Source organism: Staphylococcus sp. FSL W8-0774 (genome assembly GCF_038006785.1).
In the GTDB taxonomy this organism is placed as follows: Bacteria; Bacillota; Bacilli; order Staphylococcales; family Staphylococcaceae; genus Staphylococcus; species Staphylococcus pasteuri.
In genome coordinates, this window is sequence record NZ_JBBOVW010000001.1 from 594290 (window position 1) to 614514 (window position 20225).

The following is a 20225-nucleotide window of genomic DNA, read 5'->3' on the forward strand; positions in this document are numbered from 1 at the left end:
TAAAGTTATACTTAAAATATAATGTTAGTGAATGAAATCAAGGGGGAAGAGCAATGTATCAACAAGCCGAACCAAGCTTATGGACAGGAAGACTTGATAGTGAAACAGATTCTAAACAATTTAGACATTTTCAAACGATTCAATTTAATGATTTAAGAAATGTGGAGTATAGTAATGAACAAAAAGGTGTAGGTATGTTAGGCTATGCCGTTGATAAAGGCGTAGAACTAAATAAAGGTCGAGTTGGAGCTAAAGAAGGCCCTAATGCGATTAAACAATCATTTGCAGGATTACCAGATTTAAATCAATGTGAACAAATTGTTGATTACGGAAATGTAGAGCACGATAACGAACAACTAATTGATACACAAAAAGAATTTGCAGAGTTAGCAGCGAAATCTATTCACAATCACAAACAAACATTTCTTCTAGGTGGCGGCCATGATATTGCTTATGCTCAATATTTAGCTACTAGAAAAGTTTATCCTAATCAATCCATTGGTGTTATTAATATTGATGCCCATTTTGATACACGTGATGAAGGAGAATCAACGTCAGGAACTAGTTTTAGACAGATTCTTGAACAAGATGATAATGCCGACTATATGGTTCTAGGTATATCTCAAGGTGGCAATACACAAGGGTTATTTGACTACGCAGAGGAAAAAGGCATTTCATTTGTTTATGCTGATGAATTGCTACATCAAGTATCCCCACCAATTAAAGATATGATTGAACGCATTATTCATGATCATGACGTGATTATGTTTACAATTTGTATGGATGTTGTAGATAGTGCCTTTGCACCAGGTGTCAGCGCATCAGCAGTATTAGGTATCTATCCACACACAGTTTTTGAATTAGCTAAACGTATTGTACCAAGTGATAAGGTTAAATCAGTTAGTATCGCAGAAATGAATCCTAAGTATGATCAAGATAATAGAACTGCGAAACTGATTGCTAACTTAGTACACCATTTCTTATTATAAATTCCAATATTCAATACATTGTTCGATGAGAGAAAGTACTTGTTCAGAGTGCTTTCTCTTTTTTAAATAGTTGATATAAATTTTGCGACCTAAATTAGGACGTATTTTAATATAGTCTAAATTACTAGTATTAAACGATTGATAATAAAATCGTGGAATAACAGCATATCCTATACCTAAATGTACAAAATTAGTAGCTGACTCAAAACGATCAGATTCCATAATAATATTAGGATGTATACTCATTCTATTAAAATAATCATCTAAATGTTTACGAACTTGTGAGCTTTTATTAGGTAATATTAAAGGTAGATTATCTAGTTGAATTGTCTTTTGTTTAGGAAAAGCATCTTTAGGTGTTAGTAAAATATAGGATTCTTTGTAAAGTGCAATTGAAGTAATATCTTGGTGCCTAATTTCTTCATTTGTTAAAGCAAAATGCACATCAAAGTTAATAAGTTGTTCAATTGATTGATGTTGATCATGTACCTCATTAATACGATATTGTTGATTTGGATATTGAGTATGATGAGCGTGAATAACATTTGCCATCCATTGGCTTGTTGATTCTAAAATACCAATTTTAATTCTCGGTTCAGATGAAATATTTAAATCATACATCTTTTCTATTGTTGATCGATATTGTTGAACTAATTGTTCCGCATATTTATAGAATTGAATACCTTTTTCGGTTATTTTAATATCCTTTGTTGTGCGCATGAATAAATCATAGCCTAAATCTGATTCCATCTTTTTAATAGCAGCTGTTAAAGAGGGCTGGCTAATATGTAAAAAATTGGCAGCTTTTGTAAAACTATTATATTTAACAACGGCTAAAAAGTACTCTAATTGAATGATTTTCATAAGTCATCTCCAGTTAGTTATAGTTTATATCTATAAATAATTAGTTTATTTATATTTGTTATCTATATTTTAGCATAATATAATGGGCGTGTAAGAACTTAATTTAGTACATGTTCAATAGTCTAAATTATTTGATTATTTAGGTTATTCTATAAGTGTACATATTAAAAACTTTGAATTTATAGATATTATTTCGGATGGGAGAGATAGTAATGAGAGAAATTCATGCAAAAAAAGGTTTAGATATCGAGTGTAAAGGTTGGGAACAAGAAGCGGTATTACGAATGCTTTATAATAATTTAGATCCAGAGGTAGCTGAACATCCTGAAGAACTTGTTGTTTATGGAGGTATCGGTAAAGCGGCACGTAACTTGAAAGCATTTGAAGCAATTGAAAATACATTAAGAGACTTAGAAGCAGATGAAACAATGCTCGTACAATCTGGTAAACCAGTAGCAGTATTTAAAACTCATGAAGAAGCACCACGTGTGTTAATCTCAAATTCAGTTTTAGTACCTAAATGGGCAAACTGGGATCACTTCCATGAATTAGATAAAAAAGGTTTAATCATGTATGGACAAATGACTGCAGGTAGTTGGATTTATATTGGTTCACAAGGTATTGTTCAAGGAACATATGAAACTTTCGCAGAACTTGGTAACCAAGAATATAACAGTGATTTAACTGGTACAGTGACATTAACTGCAGGATTAGGTGGTATGGGCGGCGCTCAACCTCTTGCTGTAACAATGAATAATGGTGTAGCAATTTGTGTTGAAGTCGATGAAACACGTGTTGATAAACGTGTAGAAACAAAATATTGTGATGTAAAAACTAAAGATTTAGATGAAGCATTAAAATTAGCTGAAGATGCTAGACAAAAAGGGGAAGCTTTATCAATCGGTCTAGTTGGTAATGCAGTAGATTTACACAAAGCTATTTTAGACAAAGGATTCAAAATTGATATCATTACTGACCAAACAAGTGCACATGACCCATTAAATGGTTATGTACCTCAAGGTTATTCAGTAGAAGAAGCTAAACAATTACGTAAAGAAGATCCTAAGAAATACGTTGAATTATCTAAAGACTCAATGGCTAAACATGTAGAATTAATGTTAGAATTCCAAAAACAAGGTGCAGTAGCATTTGACTATGGTAATAATATCCGTCAAGTTGCTTACGACAATGGTGTAGAAAATGCATTTAACTTCCCAGGATTTGTGCCAGCATACATTAGACCATTATTCTGTGAAGGTAAAGGACCATTCCGTTTTGCTGCATTAAGTGGAGATCCAAAAGATATCGAACGTGCAGATGAAGAAATGAGAAAATTATTCCAAGACAATGAAAAATTAATTCGTTGGTTAGATTTAGCTGAAGAAAAAATTGCTTATCAAGGCTTACCATCAAGAATTGCTTGGTTAGGCTATGAAGAACGTGCGAAAATGGGATTAGCACTAAACAAATTAGTTCGTGACGGTGAAATTTCAGCACCAATCGTTATCGGTCGAGATCACTTAGATTCAGGTTCAGTAGCTAGTCCAAACCGTGAAACAGAAGGTATGAGAGATGGCAGTGACGCAGTTGGTGACTGGGCGGTATTAAATGCCTTAATTAACACTGCAGCTGGTGGTTCTTGGATTTCATTCCATCACGGTGGCGGTGTAGGTATGGGTTATTCTCTACACGCTGGTATGGTTGTTGTAGCTGATGGTTCAGAACGTGCAGATCGTCGTTTAGGACGTGTATTAACTACAGATCCGGGTATGGGAGTAGTGAGACACGCAGATGCTGGTTATGATATCGCAATTCAAACTGCGAAAGACAAAGGCATCAAAATTCCTATGATCGATGAAACGGAGGATAAATAATGAATGATTTAATTATTCAAAATATCAAAGAACTTATTTTACCAAAATCTACTGATCGTCCATTAAAAGGTGCAGAACTTGATGAATTAGATGTTATTGAAAATGGTACAGTTGTAGTAAAAGATGGAAAGATTGTTTATTCTGGCCCTTATACAGATAAATATGAAGCAGAACAAATCATAGATGCTACTGGTAAAGTAGTATCTCCATCCTTAATTGATGCACATACGCATTTAATATTCGGTGGCTCAAGAGAACACGAAATGTCACTTAAACGTCAAGGGAAATCTTATTTAGAAATATTAGAATCTGGCGGTGGCATTCTTTCAACAGTAAAAGCTACACGTGAAATTAGCGAAGATGACTTATTCAAAAAAGCAGAACATGACTTATTAACTATGGTTCAACATGGTGTATTAGGTGTTGAAAGTAAAAGTGGTTATGGTTTAGATAAAGAAAATGAACTTAAACAATTAAGAGTATCTAATCGTTTAGCTGAGAAATATGGATTAGATATGAAACATACTTTCTTAGGACCACATGCAGTACCTGAGGAAGCAGAATCAAATGAAGCATTCTTAAATGAAATGATTGAATTACTTCCAGAAGTTAAGGAATATGCTGATTTTGCAGATATCTTCTGTGAAACAGGTGTATTCTCAGTTGAAGAATCTAGACATTATATGCAAAAAGCTAAAGAAGCAGGATTCAAAGTGAAAATTCATGCTGATGAAATAGACCCATTAGGTGGCTTAGAATTAGCAATTGATGAAAATGCCATTTCTGCAGATCACCTTGTTGCTTCAAGCGCTGAAGGTAAAGCAAAATTAAAAAACAGTGATACAGTAGCAGTACTATTACCAGCTACAACATTTTATTTAGATAAAAATGACTATGCTGATGCAAGAGGCATGTTAGATAATAACGGTGCAATTGCTATTGCAACGGATTACAATCCAGGTAGTAGTGTAACGAATAACTTACAATTAGCTATGGCGATTGCTGCATTAAAATTAAAACTATCTCCAAATGAAGTTTGGAATGCTGTTACAGTTAATGCAGCAAAAGCGATTGATTTAGATGCAGGTACAATTAATGAAGGTGACAAAGCCAATATCGTTATTTGGAATGCACCTAACCACGAATATATTCCTTATCACTTTGGTATTAACCATGCACAAAAAGTTATCAAAGATGGTAGAGTCATTGTTGATAACGAATTTTCATTAGATTAATTCATTCATAATTTAACCATGTGGAACCGTGTCGATATGAAGACACGGTTCTTTTTATATATAAGAGAAAAAATGTACATTTATTAGAATAGTTTGACAATTGTGTTAACATGAATTTATAAGGAGTTGGCTACACATGATGTTGGTACGAACGCAATACTTAAAACAATGGCAAGGCCAATATCGACAAAACATACTTTCCGGTATTTTAATGGGGTTAGCTTTATTACCTGTAACTATAGCATTTTCTTTTATTGTTCATGTTCCACCTTCAATTGGATTAATGAGTTGTGGGTTAATGATGTGCTTAATGAGTATACTGGGAAAAAGAATTGCAATGGTTTCAGGGCCAAGTAGTGGCATATCTATTATAGGTGCACCTTTAGTTAATCAATATGGCACACATTATTTATTTTTAGCAACAATAATGATGGGTATCCTATTAATTATATATAGCTTTTGTCATATAGATAAATTGCTTAATTATATCCCTAGAACAGTAGTCATTGGCTTTATGAATGCATTGGGGATATTACTATTAACTACTCAAATTAAATATATATTCGGTGTATCATTATCTACATATATCGTTGCGTGTTTAACCTTTATAGTGATTTATCTATCTGGAAAATGGATTCAAACCATACCTGCACCATTAGTAGCTATTATCATCATTACGTTATTAACGACAATGATTCACCCACATTTACAGTATGTTCACGATTTAGCTAATATTAAATTTAAAATGCCACAATTAACATCCCTAAATTCATCAATGACAATTTTTGATTGGTTGATTATATTTAAGTATGCATTTACGATGTCAGTGATTTCAGTCATTCAAACTAATTTAACTGCGAATATGATGGATGCAATCAGTAACACAACATCTAATAAAGATAAAGAAATAAGAGGACAAGGAATTTCTAACATTATCGTAGGTATTGTCGGTGGTTATGGTTCTAGTGGGTTAGTAGGACAATCTAAATTTAATTATAAAATGGGCGCAACAACTCGGCTATCTACATTAATGACTGGTATTTTATTAGTATTATGTATGGTGTTATTAGGGCCAATAGTTGGTTTAATTCCAATGGTAGTGCTAGCTGTTGTATTAGTAACAGTTTCTCTTAATACATTCGATAGACGTACAGTGAGTCATATTAAAGAAGCGCCGATTATGCATAGTAGTATTATGTTATTAACTATCATACTTATTCTTATGACTAATAATTTAGCTATAGGTGTAATAGTGGGCACGATTATTTATTATATTTTATCTCTTTAAGAAGGGTGATGTTACAAATGACTAATTATACTGATTATGTGAATTGGAGAAGGACTTTTCACCAATTTCCGGAACTATCAGAAAAGGAATATGAAACGACACAACGACTTAAACGTATTTTAGAAGCAGACGACATTACCATATTAGATTTACCATTAGATACTGGATTAGTTGCTGAAGTAGGTCAAGGCGAGCAATTAATAGCTGTCAGAACAGACATAGATGCGCTACCAATTAATGAACAAGTAGAACATGAATTTACTTCTACTAATGAAGGCGTTATGCACGCTTGTGGTCATGATATACATATGGCTAGTATTTTAGGTGTGGCAACTCAATTAAAAGCACAAGAAAATGAATTAAACGGACGTGTAAGAATTATATTTCAACCTGCTGAAGAATTAGGTTATGGTGCTCGAAAAATAGTTAAAACAGGAGCATTAGATGGAGTCATAGCGGTCTTAGGTTTTCATAATTATCCTACAATGGATATAGGCGAATTTGCTATTAAAAAAGGAGCAATTACTTCTGCTGTCGACCGATTTGAATTTAAAATTAAAGGTAAAGGGGCACATGCTGCTAAACCTGAACAAGGAAATGATCCAACTGTAGCATTAGGACAGCTTATCAATAGTCTACAAACAATTGTAAGTAGAAATTTATCTGCGTTTGATAGCGCAGTTGTTACTATTGGAGAAATTTCATGTGGGAATACATGGAACGTTATTGCAGATCATGCATATGTACAAGGAACTGTGCGATCATTTAAACCTGAACATCGAGATTATATTGAACAAAGAATGAAAGATATAGCGAGTGGCCTAGCGAAGACATTTAATATAGAAGTAGAATGCCAATATACTAGATTGCCTGGTACTGTTATTAATGATGATCAGTTAACAGAGACCGCAATTGAAGTGGCAGAAACAGTTGGTTATAATGTTTCAATTATGGACTTGCCACTGACAATCGGAGAAGATTTCTCAGGCTACACTGAAAGTTATCCTGGTGTATTTGCATTTATTGGTTCAAACAGTGAATATGATTTACATCATCCTCTATTTGATCCGGATGAACGTATATTGGAAAAGGTTCCTTCATATTTTGTAGAGTTAGTTAAAAAATTACTAAATCAATAAAATTAACACAGTTGCTATTGTATTTTAAAAAGAAATCAATAGTAACTGTGTTTTTTATTAAATTAAATTTTAGAAAAATTAAAAATGATTAGAGAGTAGATATACTTGGGTATAAACAGAACATATAGATATTAGGAGATGATTTTGAAATGTCAGCACAAGATCCAAGAAATAAATTTAAAACAACTGAATATGAAAAACAAGAACAATCACTCCCTGGTTTGCAAAGTGATTTAACACCAGAGCCAGATTGTGGTGAAACATCATATATAGGTCATGACAGATTAAAAGGATTTAAAGTGTTAGTCACAGGTGGCGACTCAGCTATTGGACGTGCAGCAGCTATAGCCTATGCTAAAGAAGGTGCAGATGTCGCAATTAATTATCTTCCAAATGAAGAGAAAGATGCACAAGAAGTTAAACACGTCATTGAAGAAGCAGGACAACAAGCAGTGCTTATCCCTGGTGATGTTAGAAATGAACAATTTAACTATGACATGGTCGCAGAAGCCTATGAACAATTAGGTGGATTGGATAATGTAACTTTAGTGGCAGGTCATCAACAATATCATGATGACATTAAAGGATTTGATACACAATCATTCGCAGAAACATTTGAAACTAACGTATACCCAATCTTTTGGACAGTTCAAAAAGCACTTGATTATTTACAACCAGGTGCATCAATTACTACAACATCATCTGTACAAGGATATAATCCAAGCCCAATATTACACGACTATGCCGCTTCAAAAGCAGCGATTATTTCACTAACTAAAAGTTTATCTGAAGAACTTGGTCCTAAAGGTATCCGAGTTAACTGCGTCGCACCTGGTCCATTCTGGTCTCCATTACAAATTACAGGAGGCCAACCACAATCTAATATTCCTGAATTTGGTCAACAAACCCCATTAGGTAGAGCAGGTCAACCAGTTGAATTATCTGGTACTTATGTTTTACTAGCTGCAGAAGAATCTAGTTATACAACTGGACAAGTATTTGGTGTCACAGGCGGCATTCAAATAGATTAGAAATTTTAAATGGATAATTGAAATTTAAGTCGATAAAGCTAAGATGCTTTATCGACTTTTTTATGTTTAACATATAGTTTAAATTAAATAAATTCAAAATGAATTTGGAAATTAAATGCGAATAATGTATAATTACAATACAAAATAAATAATAAAATTATGTAAAGTGCTTTAACTTTAATTACAGTAATCAGAAATAATAAGGGAAAGTGATTAGTTAGTTGTATAAATATCTTTTAAATATAAAGGAGCACACTATATGAATAAAGATCAAATCATTAGATTAATTCCTTTTATTGCATTAGTTATAGGTATAAGTTTTATTCCATTCTTCCCATCATTTAAATGGTTTTTCTTTTTAGTAGTACCAATATTCGTTATTAGCAATATATTGAAGAATTTATATTTTGTAAATCGAAATATTAAACATAACAAGATATGGATTAGTCCAATCATAGATCGATTATTAGGTTGTATTGCAGGGATTTTTTATATAGGTTTTGCTTAAGTAGCTTTATTACAAAGCGCAAACCCTTGGATTGGGTTTTTACTATTATTATTAGCATCTTCATTCATTTACTTTTTAGAAACTAAATTAAAAATCGATGAACAAACGTTAAAAAAATCTAATCATGAGTATAAAGTCATTTCTGAAAAACTTGAACGTCAACTTAAAATAGTAGCCATAATCGTTACCATTATTTCTATTATAGCTATGATAATCTCACTTTATCTAAAATGGTGGATTGTCTTTGGTATAGCCGTTGGATTACTATTATTAGTAGCAATAGGATTAATTATCTATGATAAATACTTTACGACGAAATTATAATTTATGATTGACGTTATTGGAATTATCTTGTAACGTAAAATTTAAATGCAAATCACTTATCTAGAGAAGTGGAGGGACTGGCCCTATGAAGCTTCGGCAACATATAATAATGTGCCAATTCCAGAAACCAATTGAGGTTTGAAGATAAGGGGATAGTAATTGAAGGCAAACCTCTTTTCTTAAATAATTAGAAAAGAGGTATTTTTTATTAATATAGGAAGTAGGTCTAATTATGGAAAAAACTAAGAAGGGTAATGCTTGGGCGTTATTTCCTTTATTATTATTTATGTTGTTATTTTTAGGTGTAGGTATTATATCAGGAGATTTTACCACTATGCCTTTAAATGTAGCGATTACAATAACTGTTATCGTAGCTTTGTTAATGAATCGTAAAGAAAAATTTGCTACAAAAGTTGAAGTGTTTACTAAAGGCGCAGGACATTCAAATATTATTTTGATGATGCTTATATTTATTTTGGCAGGCGCTTTCTCAACGACTACAGAGAAAATGGGAGGCGTGAGTTCAACTGTTAATCTTGGTTTGTCACTTATTCCTGAAAACTTAATCATTGTAGGTTTATTTATCATTTGTATGTTTGTTTCTATTTCTATGGGTACTTCAGTTGGAACAGTTGCAGCGATTGCACCTGTTGGATTTGGTTTTGCACAAGCTACTGACGTATCAGCAGCCTTAGCAATGGCAACAGTAGTTGGCGGTGCGATGTTCGGAGATAACCTTTCTATGATTTCAGATACAACGATTGCAGCAGTACGTACGCAACATACAAAGATGAAAGATAAATTTAAAGTCAATTTTAGAATTGTATTACCAGGTGCGATTTTAACAATTATTATTCTATTTTTATTAACGAATGGAATTTCTATGGATCATACTAAAAGTTATGATTACCAATTAGTTAAAGTGATCCCATATTTACTAGTGTTGATATTAGCACTATTGGGCGTTAATGTTATTATCGTTCTGATTGGTGGGACAGTTTTATCTGGAATGATTGGCCTTATCGACGGCTCTTTCGGATGGAAAGGTTTATTGAATGCAGTATCCAAAGGTATTATCGGAATGGAAGATATTGCAATGATTGCTTTACTTATTGGTGGTTTAGTCGGTCTTATACAACATAATGGCGGGATTGATTGGTTGCTCAATTTCGTTAGAGGCAGAGTAAGATCTAAACGAGGCGCGGAATTAGGTATTGCTAGTTTAGTCAGTGTTGCAGATATATCAACTGCTAATAATACGATTTCAATTATTATGTCAGGACCATTAGCCAAAAATATTGCTGATGAATATGATGTTGATCCACGTAAATCAGCAAGTATATTAGATATATTTGGAGGTTGTTTCCAAGGGTTATTACCATATAGTCCACAAGTTATTTCTGCTGCTGGTGTAGCAGGCATTTCACCATTTTTACTAGTACCTTATAGTATTTATCCGATTATGTTAGGTATTTGTGGATTAATAGCAATCATCTTTGGTTATCCGAAATTAAAAAAAAGATAGCGTAAATGTTGACTAATGAATCATATTTTAATATAAATCTGAGACTAAACTAAGTCTCGGATTTTTTAAATGATTGATATGAAAATAATGTTATCTTTAGTTTCTATATAGAGATGTTTAAATAATAGGGTTTAATGGTAAATTAGATTAAATGTATCAAAGATTAAGCATTTTTAAGGATAAATGTTTGGAAGTTTGAGTAAATACGTTAGAATAGAAATAAGAGTGAAAGTAGGTGACATATAGTGGCAAAGTATAATGTGGAAAATGAATATGTAGAAATTGATATTGAACGTTTATTTAAATATTCACCTGAAACTATTTATGAAGCTTGGACAAAAGAAGATATTTTAAAACAATGGTTTATGACGTCTAAACGTACGAATAAATCATTTGAAGCTGACGTTCAAGAAGGCGGTAAGTACCGTATTGTAGATAGTAGAAATGGTAAGCAAAATATTATTGAAGGTACTTATGAAGAATTAGTGATGGATGAATTTGTCAAAATGACTATTGGTATGCCTGGATTAAGTAACGAAGAAGATATTATTGAAGTTGAATTCTTCGAACGCGAATCAGGCGGCACACAAATGTTTTTCTATTACCAATCTTATATTGAACGTGAAAGAAGATTGACTAATCTTGAGTACAAACAGAAAAAGAAAGAATATCATGACTCTACAGCACATGGTTTCGAATTAATGTTTGATAAAATGAATACTGTATTGGAAGAAATTGAAGAACAAAAAAATAATTAAAAAGACGCAAGCAAATTGGTTTAACCTAAACATTTAGGTTACCGATGCTTGCGTTTTTTATTTGAGTTCTTCTTTTTCCTTACGTTCATTATATTTTCGAAGTAATGTTTCAAAGAAAATATGATAACTGATAAAACTAGAATAATCAGTGCCATCATTTAAATAGAAAGTATTACTAGAGACATAAACATTATAATCGGCTTGCTGGGCTAATGTATTATCTTTCATCGTTGTTACTGATATAAAGTATTTTTGACGTAATTTTAATAGTTGAGTTACTTCTTTAAGTTGAAATGTTTCGCCTGATAAAGAAATGATGAAGAACAGGTCTTGAGGCACTGTTTTGTTTAAAACCATTTTTAATTCATGAACATCATGGAGAATAATAATATTTTTGTGCATAGTTAATAAGATACGTTGTGCTTCTTCAGCCACATTCATTTGTGCTCGCCCTGTACCATATAAGTATATTGTTCCAGCCTCGTTCATTTTATTTGTTAATAACTCATAATCAATTCTATCTAAATAATTAAATGTATTTTCAATTTCTTGTCTAAAAGATTCAATAGAGTCAGATGGTAACTGATTTTTCTTTTCACTTTCAAACTTCAAAAATGATTTGAAATCACTATAACCATCAAACCCCAATTTACGCGTGAAGCGGTGAATAGTCGCATTAGATGCATGTGTGTGTTGAGATAAGTCTTGTATTTTTAAATTTTTACATAAATCTATATGGTTATTAACGAAATGTGCAATTTGCAAATCGTTGTCATTAAGTTGATTAAAATTCATATTAACTCGTTCATCTAAAATCATGATGACACCTCGTTTATTAATGTTGAAAAAATTTTCATCATATGAAAACATAATCTGATTATACAAAATACTTTCAAAATTCGTCAATGACATTGAGAGTATGTAAGCGTTTACTATATATTAGATATAAGATATTTCGGTGACACCTTGTTTATAAATACGAGGTTTGATACGAATAAAACGACATTGGGATGTGGAGGTTATTATAATGAATGCAATCAAACGATTTGGTAGCGCAATGATTGTGCCGGTATTAATGTTTGCTTTCTTTGGTATTGTCCTTGGATTTGCAACTTTATTTAAAAATCCTACTATAATGGGTGGTTTAGCAGATCAACATACGTTTTGGTTTAAATTTTGGTCAGTGATAGAATCTGGTGGTTGGGTTATTTTCAATCATATGGAAATCGTATTTGTAGTAGGATTACCACTATCATTAGCTAAAAAAGCACCAGGTCATGCCGCACTAGCAGCATTAATGGGCTATTTAATGTTTAATACATTTATCAATGCGATATTAACGCAGTGGCCACATACATTTGGTGCTAACTTGGAAAAAGGTGTAGAAAATGTTACTGGATTAAAAGCAATAGCGGGTATCGAGACATTAGATACTAATATTTTAGGTGGTATTATCATTTCAGGGATCATTACTTGGATACATAATCGCTACTATAGTAAACGTTTACCAGAAATGTTAGGTGTGTTCCAAGGTCTAACATTTGTAGTAACGATTTCTTTCTTTGTGATGTTACCTGTTGCTGCAATTACTTGCGTAGTATGGCCAACTATTCAAAATGGTATTGCATCTATCCAACATTTTATTATTGGTTCAGGCTATGTAGGAGTATGGTTATACCACTTCTTAGAAAGGGTATTAATACCTACTGGCTTACATCACTTTATTTATGCACCAATTGAAGTTGGACCAGTAGTCGTGAATCATGGACTTAAAGCGGAATGGTTACAACATTTAAATCAATTTGTCGAAAGCAGTAAACCATTAAAAGAACAATTTCCATATGGCTTTATGCTACAAGGAAATGGTAAAGTATTTGGTTGTTTAGGTATTGCATTAGCTATGTATTCAACAACACCTAAAGAAAACCGTAAAAAAGTAGCAGCTTTATTAATACCTGCAACATTAACAGCTGTTGTAGCAGGTATTACTGAACCTTTAGAATTTACATTCTTATTTATCGCACCATTCTTATTCGTATTACACGCATTGTTAGCTGCAACAATGGATACAATTATGTACGGTTTCGGTTTAGTTGGTAATATGGGTGGTGGCGTCCTAGATTTCTTAGCTACTAACTGGATACCACTTGGTAAAGAACACTGGATGACGTATGTGATTCAAGTGGTAATAGGACTTATATTCGTAGGTATATATTATGTTTTATTCAGATTCTTAATATTAAAATTTGATATTCCATTACCTGGACGACGCAAAAATGAAGAAGAAGTTAAACTATTCTCTAAACAAGATTATAAAGAGAAAAAAGGACAAGAAGATGCTACAAAACATACGTCAACTGGAAATGAGTATGATGATAAAGCAGCATATTATTTAGATGGTTTAGGCGGTAAAGAGAATATTAAAGATGTAACTAACTGTACAACTCGATTACGTTTGACTGTGAAAGATGAAAATAAAGTAGAAGATAGTAGTTATTTTACACATAATCAAATGGCTCACGGGCTAGTTAAAAGTGGTAAAAGTGTTCAAGTGGTAGTTGGAATGTCTGTACCACAGGTTAGAGAATCATTTGAACATCTTGTTTATGATGAAAATGATAAATAAAAAATAAAAATAAGGGATTCCAAAACATATCATTTTGGAATCCCTTTTATAGTTAATTGAATTAGGAAATTCTGGCTTTATGAATCATTTTAGATTTATAACCAGCTGATAGGATATCTATATTACGTGTTGCTACTGTATGTAATAATTTAGAAAAAACTTCAGGTGGACAAATGATACTTGCACAATTTTTATTTAATGTATAACTAATATCATAATGATTCATAAACATATTCATTATATCTATCACTTTGTCTTTAATAAAAGCATCTTGCAATCCGTCAATACATAATTCGAATCGTTTAGCAGATTGATATAAATGATCTGAATCAAGTAGTTCATCAAGTTGTTTTGGTGATAGTATTTGATAAATAGTGAAATTATGAAAACTTAAAAAGCTAATAAAATAAGGTAATTGTTGTTTTGGTAAGCTCACTTCTAAAGCATACATACCTTGTTGTTTAAATATTTGATATTGAAAGGATTCGCAAAATTTAATCTGCTTACATAGCTTTGATAATGATTTGCGAGATGATCGAGATTTTAAATCTGCGATATTTATAATGTAAGTTTCAAATTTGTCTATCAACATGTTATGCCTCCCGATTGCTAACATTCATGGTTTAGAAATTTATTGTTAAGTAGGGTAATAGTTTTTGTTGCTTTAAAATGATTGTACCATGCTTCTTTTTGATATTCACTAGGACTTTTGAATGAAGACTAGTAAAAAAAGAATATTTCATTAGTCAATACTATGAGAATCATGGATTAAAGGACTTTATTAAAATCTAATTACAGGGACCGTAAATAACTTAAAATATAAGAAAATTCTGAAAATAACATTGTCCATTATAAATAGTTATGATAATATTTGTCATTATTAACTATTAAGGGTGTGTTTATATGTTAAATCGAATCAGTCAATTTGCGACAAAAACATTTATATTTTGGATGTTATTTGCTGCTGTGCTTGGATTTATTTTTCCTTCACACATCTCAATATTAGGTGGTTTCGTACCATACCTGCTTGGGATTGTTATGTTAGGAATGGGGATGACTATAGATCCTAAAGACTTTAAAATTGTTTTACAATCACCAAAACCTGTCATTATTGGCGTTATTTTACAGTTTACGATTATGCCTACCTTAGCATTTCTTATTGCTAAAGGCTTTCAATTACCTCCTGAAATTGCCATAGGTGTGATTTTAGTTGGATGCTGTCCAGGTGGAACATCTAGTAATGTAATGAGTTATTTAGCTAAAGCAAATGTAGCATTATCTGTAGCGATAACGAGTGTATCAACTTTAATTGCGCCTTTTGTTACACCAGCATTAATCTATATTTTTGCACATGAATGGTTGAAGGTCTCATTTGCCAGTATGTTATGGTCAGTCGTTCAAGTAGTATTGATTCCAATTATTATAGGATTTGTATTCCAAAAGGTAGCAAGACGTTTTGCTCAAAAGACAGCTACAGCATTACCATTAATTTCTGTTATTGCCATTTCTCTTATTTTGGCAGCTGTAGTCGCAGGTAGTAAAACACAAATTTTGAAAACAGGATTGTTAATTTTTGTAGTTGTTATCTTACACAATATTCTTGGTTATACAATCGGTTATGTATTAGCTAAAGTATTCCGAATGGATTATAAAGATAAAAAAGCCGTAACGATAGAAGTAGGTATGCAAAATTCTGGTTTAGCAGTATCACTTGCAACAGTTCATTTTAGTCCTTTAGCTGCTGTGCCAGGGGCTGTATTTAGCTTAGTTCATAATATTTCAGGACCTATTCTTGCAAAATATTGGTCTTCTAGAAGTAAAGATATTTAATTGACTCATTTATCTGAAGATTAAATCCCATTTTTAACTAAGATAGTATCTAGATTATGTTAAAATATGAGACATTGAGATTTAATTTTTATTATAAAAAGATAAAGGAGTACGCATATGTATAGAGCAGTTGTTTTTGATTTTGATGGAACTATAATCGATACAGAAAAACATCTTTTTGATGTCATTAATAAACATTTAACTAAACATAATGAATCACCAATTACTTTAGAATTTTATAGAAGATCAATAGGTGGGGCAGCAACTGAACTTCATAATTATCTTGAATCACTTATTGGCCCAGAGAAAAAAGCAGCTATTTATAAAGAACATAATGATACAAGTGGACATTTACCAATAATAGAAACAATTCAACAATTAATGGAATATTTAAAGCAACGCCATATACCGATGGCAATTGCGACTAGTAGTCATAGAGAAGATATATTACCTACATTTCATAAACTAGGTTTAGATAAATATATAGAAGTGATAGTAGGTAGAGAAGATGTTGAAAATGTTAAGCCCAATCCTGAACCTTATTTAACAGCAGTACAACAACTAAATTATAATCCGACAAACTGCTTAGCGATTGAGGATTCAGTAAATGGTGCAACGGCTGCAAATAGTGCCGGTTTGGATGTTATTGTAAATACAAATGTTATGACTGAAGAACAAGACTTTTCTACTGTTAATTATGTAGCTAAAGATATTGATTTCGATAATATTGTTCAGCGCTTCTTTAGTCGTAAATAGGAGGTATGGTATGTTTTATACTATCCTGTTTTTCATAGCTGGACCTATCATTATCGGTATTGGAAACTTGATATTAGGTCCTATGTTTAATAAACGTATTCCTTTACACATACATGTGCGATCTTTTTTTGTTGGTACGATGATATATTTAATATTAGCTACAATTGGATATTTCTTATTATTACAAGGTAGATTATAAAAAATCCGCTTCAATTATGAGTAGATCTTACTCAGTTTGAAGCGGATTTTTACTGATTAAAATATTTCATTACATAATTTTTAATAACAAGGTAACTAAAATCAATACAATTAATATCGCATCAATACCAACCATAATAGCAAAACGAGTGGTTTTTTGACCTTGAGACTTAGCTAATTTTAAAGCGTTATAATTTGGTATTAAACTAATAATTAATAAGATAAGAATAATTACGCCAATAATGACAGACATTAACTTTGTCCTCCGTTCCTATTTTCAATATATTCCCAAATAAATCCTGCGATAATACCCACTACAATCCCTATTAAAACGCCTATTTTTATATGTGAAATCATGGCACCAATAATTAATCCAATAATAATGGCTATTGGCAAAGTAGTTCCAAATTTCATTTTTCTCTCAGGAGAATTTAAAATGGTAAACGCAACTACATATATGATAAAGAAAACAATTGCTGCCAGTAGTGACTTACCAATTAATGGTAGTAGATTTGGGTTTTTAACAGAAAAATAATTGAGTAAGAAAAAGATAATTAAAAATATGATTGATATTTTTAATGCTTTTTGAATTAATGTTTTACTCATAATGTACTCCTTAATAAATATATGAAAAGTATATCATAAACCTAAAATGAACCATAAAGTAAATCTCTTTAAAGAAATTTTTAAAAAAGTTGAAATTAATTAATTATTGCAAATCCAGTAAAATTGCGGGTTTGCAAAAGACTGTCATAATAGTTTTGTAAGCGATTTCAATAAATTGTTAAAATATTGTTTCAATTTTGTCATTTTATAGTATAATTGCGTCAATAAGTTTATTATTATTTTATCCTAGTAAAAAAGAGGTGTGTTATTAACATGGAGAATAACGAATTACAAAGGGGATTAAGTGCACGTCAAATGCAGATGATTGCACTAGGCGGTACGATTGGTGTTGGCTTGTTTATGGGAGCAACAAGTACAATCAAATGGACAGGACCGTCAGTAATATTTGCGTATTTAATTGCGGGTATATTTTTATTTTTAATCATGCGTGCTATGGGAGAAATGATTTATATTAATCCAACAACTGGTTCTTTTGCTACATTTGCTAGTGATTACATACACCCAGCAGCTGGATATATGACAGCATGGAGTAATATATTCCAGTGGGTAGTCGTAGGTATGAGTGAAGTTATAGCTGTCGGAGAATATATGAATTATTGGTTCCCGAATTTACCTCAATGGATTCCAGGGGTTATAGCTATTTTATTATTAGCAGCTGCTAACTTAGTATCAGTAAAAGCCTTTGGAGAATTTGAATTTTGGTTCGCTTTAATTAAAGTTATAACAATTGTTTTAATGATTATAGCAGGTTTTGGTTTAATATTATTTGGCTTAGGTAATGGTGGACATCCAGTTGGTTTTTCTAACTTATGGTCACATGGTGGATTTATGCCAAATGGTATAGTCGGTTTCTTCTTTGCACTATCAATCGTTATAGGTTCATATCAAGGTGTTGAATTAATTGGTATTTCAGCAGGTGAAACTAAAGATCCACATAAAAATATTGTAAAAGCAGTTAACGGTGTTATCTGGCGTATACTTATTTTTTATCTTGGTGCCATCTTTGTTATCGTTACAGTTTATCCATGGGATGAGTTAGGAAGCATCGGAAGTCCGTTTGTAGCAACATTTGCTAAAGTCGGTATCACATTCGCAGCTGGTTTAATTAACTTTGTAGTATTAACAGCAGCAATGTCTGGTTGTAACTCAGGAATCTTTAGTGCGAGTCGTATGATTTATACATTAGCACGTAAAGGTCAACTACCTAAGATTTTTACTAAAGTTATGAAAAATGGTGTACCAATTTATACGGTATTAGCAATTTCTATAGGAATCTTAATTGGAGCTTTATTAAACGTTATTTTACCACTGTTTATTAAAGGTGCAGATAGTATATTTGTATATGTGTATAGTGCTTCAATTTTACCTGGTATGATTCCTTGGTTTATGATTTTAATCAGTCATATTCGTTTTAGAAAATTACATCCTGGTGAAACTAAAAACCATCCATTTAAAATGCCAGGTGGTATAGTTGCAAGTTACTTAACAATAGCGTTTCTAATTATTGTTTTAATCGGTATGTTATTTAATAAAGAAACTGTAGTATCAGTAGTAATTGGTATCGTATTCTTAACTGCTGTAACTATTTATTACTTTATTAGATATAATAAAGCAGAGAAAAATTTAAAAAAAGATAATTCATTAAAATAAAATCAATTTAAAAAGCAGCATTAACGTCATTAAACTTGCGTTAGTGCTGCTTTTCTATATTTGAAATGTATATAATTAACAATAGGATTGAGCTTAGACAATATTTTAGTCTAAACTTAATCCTATTTAATTAATGCTTAAAGTCAATATTAGAAAGATGCTTTCTATAATTATCTAATGCCATTTTAGATTGTGTAATAAAGTCTAAAGAAGATTGATAGTTTAAAGCAATATATCGATAATAAAGAACATCAATCGTAAACATTTGTGCTAATAAAGATGTTGTAGCGCCCATGCGCATTTCATTTTCATCAGTTTCACCATAATCTAGTACGATATCTGACATTTGAGAAATGGTATTGTTGGGCGAACTAGTTATTGTCACAATTGGAATATGATAATCTTCAACTACTTTAGCAATAGATTGCATTTCACTTTGTGTTCCATTGTTTGTGATAAAAATAACGCAATCTCGACTATCACAAGAAGCAAGCATCGTAGTGAAAATATGTGTTTCTTGTGCAAGTTGTGCATTCATACCAATCCGTGAAAGCTTTTGATATAAGTCGGTCGCTACGACAAAAGATGCACCATATCCATAAATGAATATTCTATTAGAATGTTTGAATTGATCGCAAATGAGATCTACGGTTTTATCGTTCAGTTGATTATTTGCTTTAGTTAATGCACCATTTGCACGAGCAAGCATCTTCCTTTTAAGTGATGAGGTGCTTTCATTATCAACTAATTCAACATTATAAACAGTTGTTTCTTTAGGCATGTACTTTGATAGTTCGATTTTTAATTCTTGAAACCCACCGTCTATCAATTTTTTACTAAATCGGATAATAGATGATGGACTCGTATCAAGTTCTTGTGCAAGATCTTGAGAATTCATTTTTATGACTTCGTGTGGTGCATTTTGAATATAATTTGCTATTTTTTTCTCGTTTTTTGTTAAATAGGGATACTGGTTATCTATTTCATATAAAATGTTCGTCAT

20 protein-coding genes and 1 riboswitch are annotated in these 20225 nt (G+C 31.8%); of the genes, 14 read left to right on the forward strand and 6 right to left on the reverse strand.

All coding sequences use genetic code 11. The features are described from left to right. The first annotated feature begins 53 nt into the window (after positions 1-53). Complete coding sequence (gene hutG / locus NSQ15_RS02680; RefSeq protein WP_217232373.1) at positions 54-989, forward strand: formimidoylglutamase; 936 nt, start codon at positions 54-56, stop codon at positions 987-989. Here hutG and NSQ15_RS02685 read toward each other — a convergent pair. After that, entirely contained in the window at positions 984-1853 is an 870-nt protein-coding gene (locus NSQ15_RS02685) for a LysR family transcriptional regulator (protein ID WP_017636481.1), read from the reverse strand. The genes hutG and NSQ15_RS02685 overlap by 6 nt on opposite strands. A gap of 212 nt (positions 1854-2065) precedes the next feature. On the opposite strand from NSQ15_RS02685, the gene hutU reads away from it, so the two are divergent. The 8 genes from hutU (at position 2066) to NSQ15_RS02725 (ending at position 11535) form a co-directional block, all read left to right on the forward strand. Beyond that, positions 2066-3727, forward strand: a complete 1662-nt coding sequence (gene hutU, locus NSQ15_RS02690; RefSeq protein ID WP_340746916.1) for a urocanate hydratase — start codon at positions 2066-2068, stop codon at positions 3725-3727. Continuing rightward, positions 3727-4962, forward strand: coding sequence for an imidazolonepropionase (gene hutI / locus NSQ15_RS02695; RefSeq protein ID WP_029055811.1), 1236 nt, complete (start codon positions 3727-3729; stop codon positions 4960-4962). Before hutU ends, hutI begins: the two co-directional genes overlap by 1 nt. A 136-nt stretch (positions 4963-5098) precedes the next feature. Next, complete coding sequence (locus NSQ15_RS02700) at positions 5099-6250, forward strand: SulP family inorganic anion transporter (protein ID WP_154835216.1); 1152 nt, start codon at positions 5099-5101, stop codon at positions 6248-6250. Between the two features lie 17 nt (positions 6251-6267). Then, complete coding sequence (locus tag NSQ15_RS02705) at positions 6268-7389, forward strand: amidohydrolase (protein WP_217194110.1); 1122 nt, start codon at positions 6268-6270, stop codon at positions 7387-7389. 149 nt (positions 7390-7538) lie between these two features. After that, a complete protein-coding gene (locus NSQ15_RS02710; protein WP_340746917.1) occupies positions 7539-8420 on the forward strand; it encodes an SDR family oxidoreductase in 882 nt (293 codons plus the stop codon). Between the two features lie 259 nt (positions 8421-8679). Beyond that, positions 8680-8928 carry a hypothetical protein gene (locus tag NSQ15_RS02715; RefSeq protein WP_252458078.1) on the forward strand — a complete coding sequence of 83 codons (249 nt, stop codon included), beginning with the start codon at positions 8680-8682 and terminating at the stop codon, positions 8926-8928. Between the two features lie 377 nt (positions 8929-9305). Continuing rightward, a riboswitch (SAM riboswitch) is annotated at positions 9306-9403 on the forward strand. Between the two features lie 81 nt (positions 9404-9484). Further along, positions 9485-10777, forward strand: a complete 1293-nt coding sequence (locus NSQ15_RS02720; RefSeq protein ID WP_154835212.1) for a Na+/H+ antiporter NhaC family protein — start codon at positions 9485-9487, stop codon at positions 10775-10777. A 245-nt stretch (positions 10778-11022) separates the two neighbouring features. Then, the gene (locus NSQ15_RS02725; protein ID WP_017636472.1) at positions 11023-11535 is read left to right on the forward strand and encodes an SRPBCC family protein; all 513 of its coding nucleotides are present in this window, start codon (positions 11023-11025) and stop codon (positions 11533-11535) included. Between the two features lie 57 nt (positions 11536-11592). Here NSQ15_RS02725 and NSQ15_RS02730 read toward each other — a convergent pair whose 3' ends face one another. Then, on the reverse strand, positions 11593-12354 hold the full coding sequence (locus NSQ15_RS02730) for a MurR/RpiR family transcriptional regulator (RefSeq protein ID WP_340746918.1): 762 nt from the start codon (positions 12352-12354) through the stop codon (positions 11593-11595). A 208-nt stretch (positions 12355-12562) separates the two neighbouring features. On the opposite strand from NSQ15_RS02730, the gene NSQ15_RS02735 reads away from it, so the two are divergent. Beyond that, positions 12563-14161 carry an alpha-glucoside-specific PTS transporter subunit IIBC gene (locus tag NSQ15_RS02735; RefSeq protein ID WP_217194112.1) on the forward strand — a complete coding sequence of 533 codons (1599 nt, stop codon included), beginning with the start codon at positions 12563-12565 and terminating at the stop codon, positions 14159-14161. 61 nt (positions 14162-14222) lie between these two features. On the opposite strand, the gene NSQ15_RS02740 is transcribed toward NSQ15_RS02735, so the two are convergent. After that, the gene (locus tag NSQ15_RS02740) at positions 14223-14753 is read right to left on the reverse strand and encodes a hypothetical protein (RefSeq protein ID WP_124760704.1); all 531 of its coding nucleotides are present in this window, start codon (positions 14751-14753) and stop codon (positions 14223-14225) included. A 311-nt stretch (positions 14754-15064) separates the two neighbouring features. On the opposite strand from NSQ15_RS02740, the gene NSQ15_RS02745 reads away from it, so the two are divergent. The 3 genes from NSQ15_RS02745 to NSQ15_RS02755 all read left to right on the forward strand — a co-directional run bounded on the left by NSQ15_RS02745 (position 15065) and on the right by NSQ15_RS02755 (position 16946). Further along, entirely contained in the window at positions 15065-15991 is a 927-nt protein-coding gene (locus NSQ15_RS02745; protein WP_340746919.1) for a bile acid:sodium symporter family protein, read from the forward strand. A 117-nt stretch (positions 15992-16108) separates the two neighbouring features. Continuing rightward, the gene (locus tag NSQ15_RS02750) at positions 16109-16747 is read left to right on the forward strand and encodes an HAD family hydrolase (RefSeq protein WP_107999879.1); all 639 of its coding nucleotides are present in this window, start codon (positions 16109-16111) and stop codon (positions 16745-16747) included. 10 nt (positions 16748-16757) lie between these two features. Beyond that, complete coding sequence (locus tag NSQ15_RS02755) at positions 16758-16946, forward strand: hypothetical protein (protein ID WP_046467120.1); 189 nt, start codon at positions 16758-16760, stop codon at positions 16944-16946. Between the two features lie 69 nt (positions 16947-17015). Here the strand turns inward: NSQ15_RS02755 and NSQ15_RS02760 are convergent, their stop codons facing one another. Continuing rightward, entirely contained in the window at positions 17016-17198 is a 183-nt protein-coding gene (locus NSQ15_RS02760) for a hypothetical protein (RefSeq protein ID WP_017636465.1), read from the reverse strand. After that, positions 17198-17551 (reverse strand): hypothetical protein, encoded by a 354-nt coding sequence (locus NSQ15_RS02765; protein ID WP_029055818.1) that lies wholly within the window; start codon positions 17549-17551, stop codon positions 17198-17200. Before NSQ15_RS02765 ends, NSQ15_RS02760 begins: the two co-directional genes overlap by 1 nt. Before the next feature lie 273 nt (positions 17552-17824). On the opposite strand from NSQ15_RS02765, the gene NSQ15_RS02770 reads away from it, so the two are divergent. Continuing rightward, positions 17825-19222, forward strand: a complete 1398-nt coding sequence (locus tag NSQ15_RS02770) for an amino acid permease (protein ID WP_107999881.1) — start codon at positions 17825-17827, stop codon at positions 19220-19222. Between the two features lie 130 nt (positions 19223-19352). Here the strand turns inward: NSQ15_RS02770 and NSQ15_RS02775 are convergent, their stop codons facing one another. After that, positions 19353-20225: a MurR/RpiR family transcriptional regulator gene (locus tag NSQ15_RS02775; protein WP_124760708.1), complete on the reverse strand. Its 873-nt coding sequence runs from the start codon at positions 20223-20225 to the stop codon at positions 19353-19355.

What these genes read in the sequence shown, in the direction of transcription:
- hutG (WP_217232373.1), top strand. Translation starts at nt 54, where the DNA reads ATGTATCAACAAGCCGAACCAAGCTTATGGACAGGAAGACTTGATAGT.
- NSQ15_RS02685 (WP_017636481.1), bottom strand. Translation starts at nt 1,853, where the DNA reads ATGAAAATCATTCAATTAGAGTACTTTTTAGCCGTTGTTAAATATAAT.
- hutU (WP_340746916.1), top strand. Translation starts at nt 2,066, where the DNA reads ATGAGAGAAATTCATGCAAAAAAAGGTTTAGATATCGAGTGTAAAGGT.
- hutI (WP_029055811.1), top strand. Translation starts at nt 3,727, where the DNA reads ATGAATGATTTAATTATTCAAAATATCAAAGAACTTATTTTACCAAAA.
- NSQ15_RS02700 (WP_154835216.1), top strand. Translation starts at nt 5,099, where the DNA reads ATGATGTTGGTACGAACGCAATACTTAAAACAATGGCAAGGCCAATAT.
- NSQ15_RS02705 (WP_217194110.1), top strand. Translation starts at nt 6,268, where the DNA reads ATGACTAATTATACTGATTATGTGAATTGGAGAAGGACTTTTCACCAA.
- NSQ15_RS02710 (WP_340746917.1), top strand. Translation starts at nt 7,539, where the DNA reads ATGTCAGCACAAGATCCAAGAAATAAATTTAAAACAACTGAATATGAA.
- NSQ15_RS02715 (WP_252458078.1), top strand. Translation starts at nt 8,680, where the DNA reads ATGAATAAAGATCAAATCATTAGATTAATTCCTTTTATTGCATTAGTT.
- NSQ15_RS02720 (WP_154835212.1), top strand. Translation starts at nt 9,485, where the DNA reads ATGGAAAAAACTAAGAAGGGTAATGCTTGGGCGTTATTTCCTTTATTA.
- NSQ15_RS02730 (WP_340746918.1), bottom strand. Translation starts at nt 12,354, where the DNA reads ATGATTTTAGATGAACGAGTTAATATGAATTTTAATCAACTTAATGAC.
- NSQ15_RS02735 (WP_217194112.1), top strand. Translation starts at nt 12,563, where the DNA reads ATGAATGCAATCAAACGATTTGGTAGCGCAATGATTGTGCCGGTATTA.
- NSQ15_RS02740 (WP_124760704.1), bottom strand. Translation starts at nt 14,753, where the DNA reads ATGTTGATAGACAAATTTGAAACTTACATTATAAATATCGCAGATTTA.
- NSQ15_RS02745 (WP_340746919.1), top strand. Translation starts at nt 15,065, where the DNA reads ATGTTAAATCGAATCAGTCAATTTGCGACAAAAACATTTATATTTTGG.
- NSQ15_RS02750 (WP_107999879.1), top strand. Translation starts at nt 16,109, where the DNA reads ATGTATAGAGCAGTTGTTTTTGATTTTGATGGAACTATAATCGATACA.
- NSQ15_RS02755 (WP_046467120.1), top strand. Translation starts at nt 16,758, where the DNA reads ATGTTTTATACTATCCTGTTTTTCATAGCTGGACCTATCATTATCGGT.
- NSQ15_RS02760 (WP_017636465.1), bottom strand. Translation starts at nt 17,198, where the DNA reads ATGTCTGTCATTATTGGCGTAATTATTCTTATCTTATTAATTATTAGT.
- NSQ15_RS02765 (WP_029055818.1), bottom strand. Translation starts at nt 17,551, where the DNA reads ATGAGTAAAACATTAATTCAAAAAGCATTAAAAATATCAATCATATTT.
- NSQ15_RS02770 (WP_107999881.1), top strand. Translation starts at nt 17,825, where the DNA reads ATGGAGAATAACGAATTACAAAGGGGATTAAGTGCACGTCAAATGCAG.
- NSQ15_RS02775 (WP_124760708.1), bottom strand. Translation starts at nt 20,225, where the DNA reads ATGACGAACATTTTATATGAAATAGATAACCAGTATCCCTATTTAACA.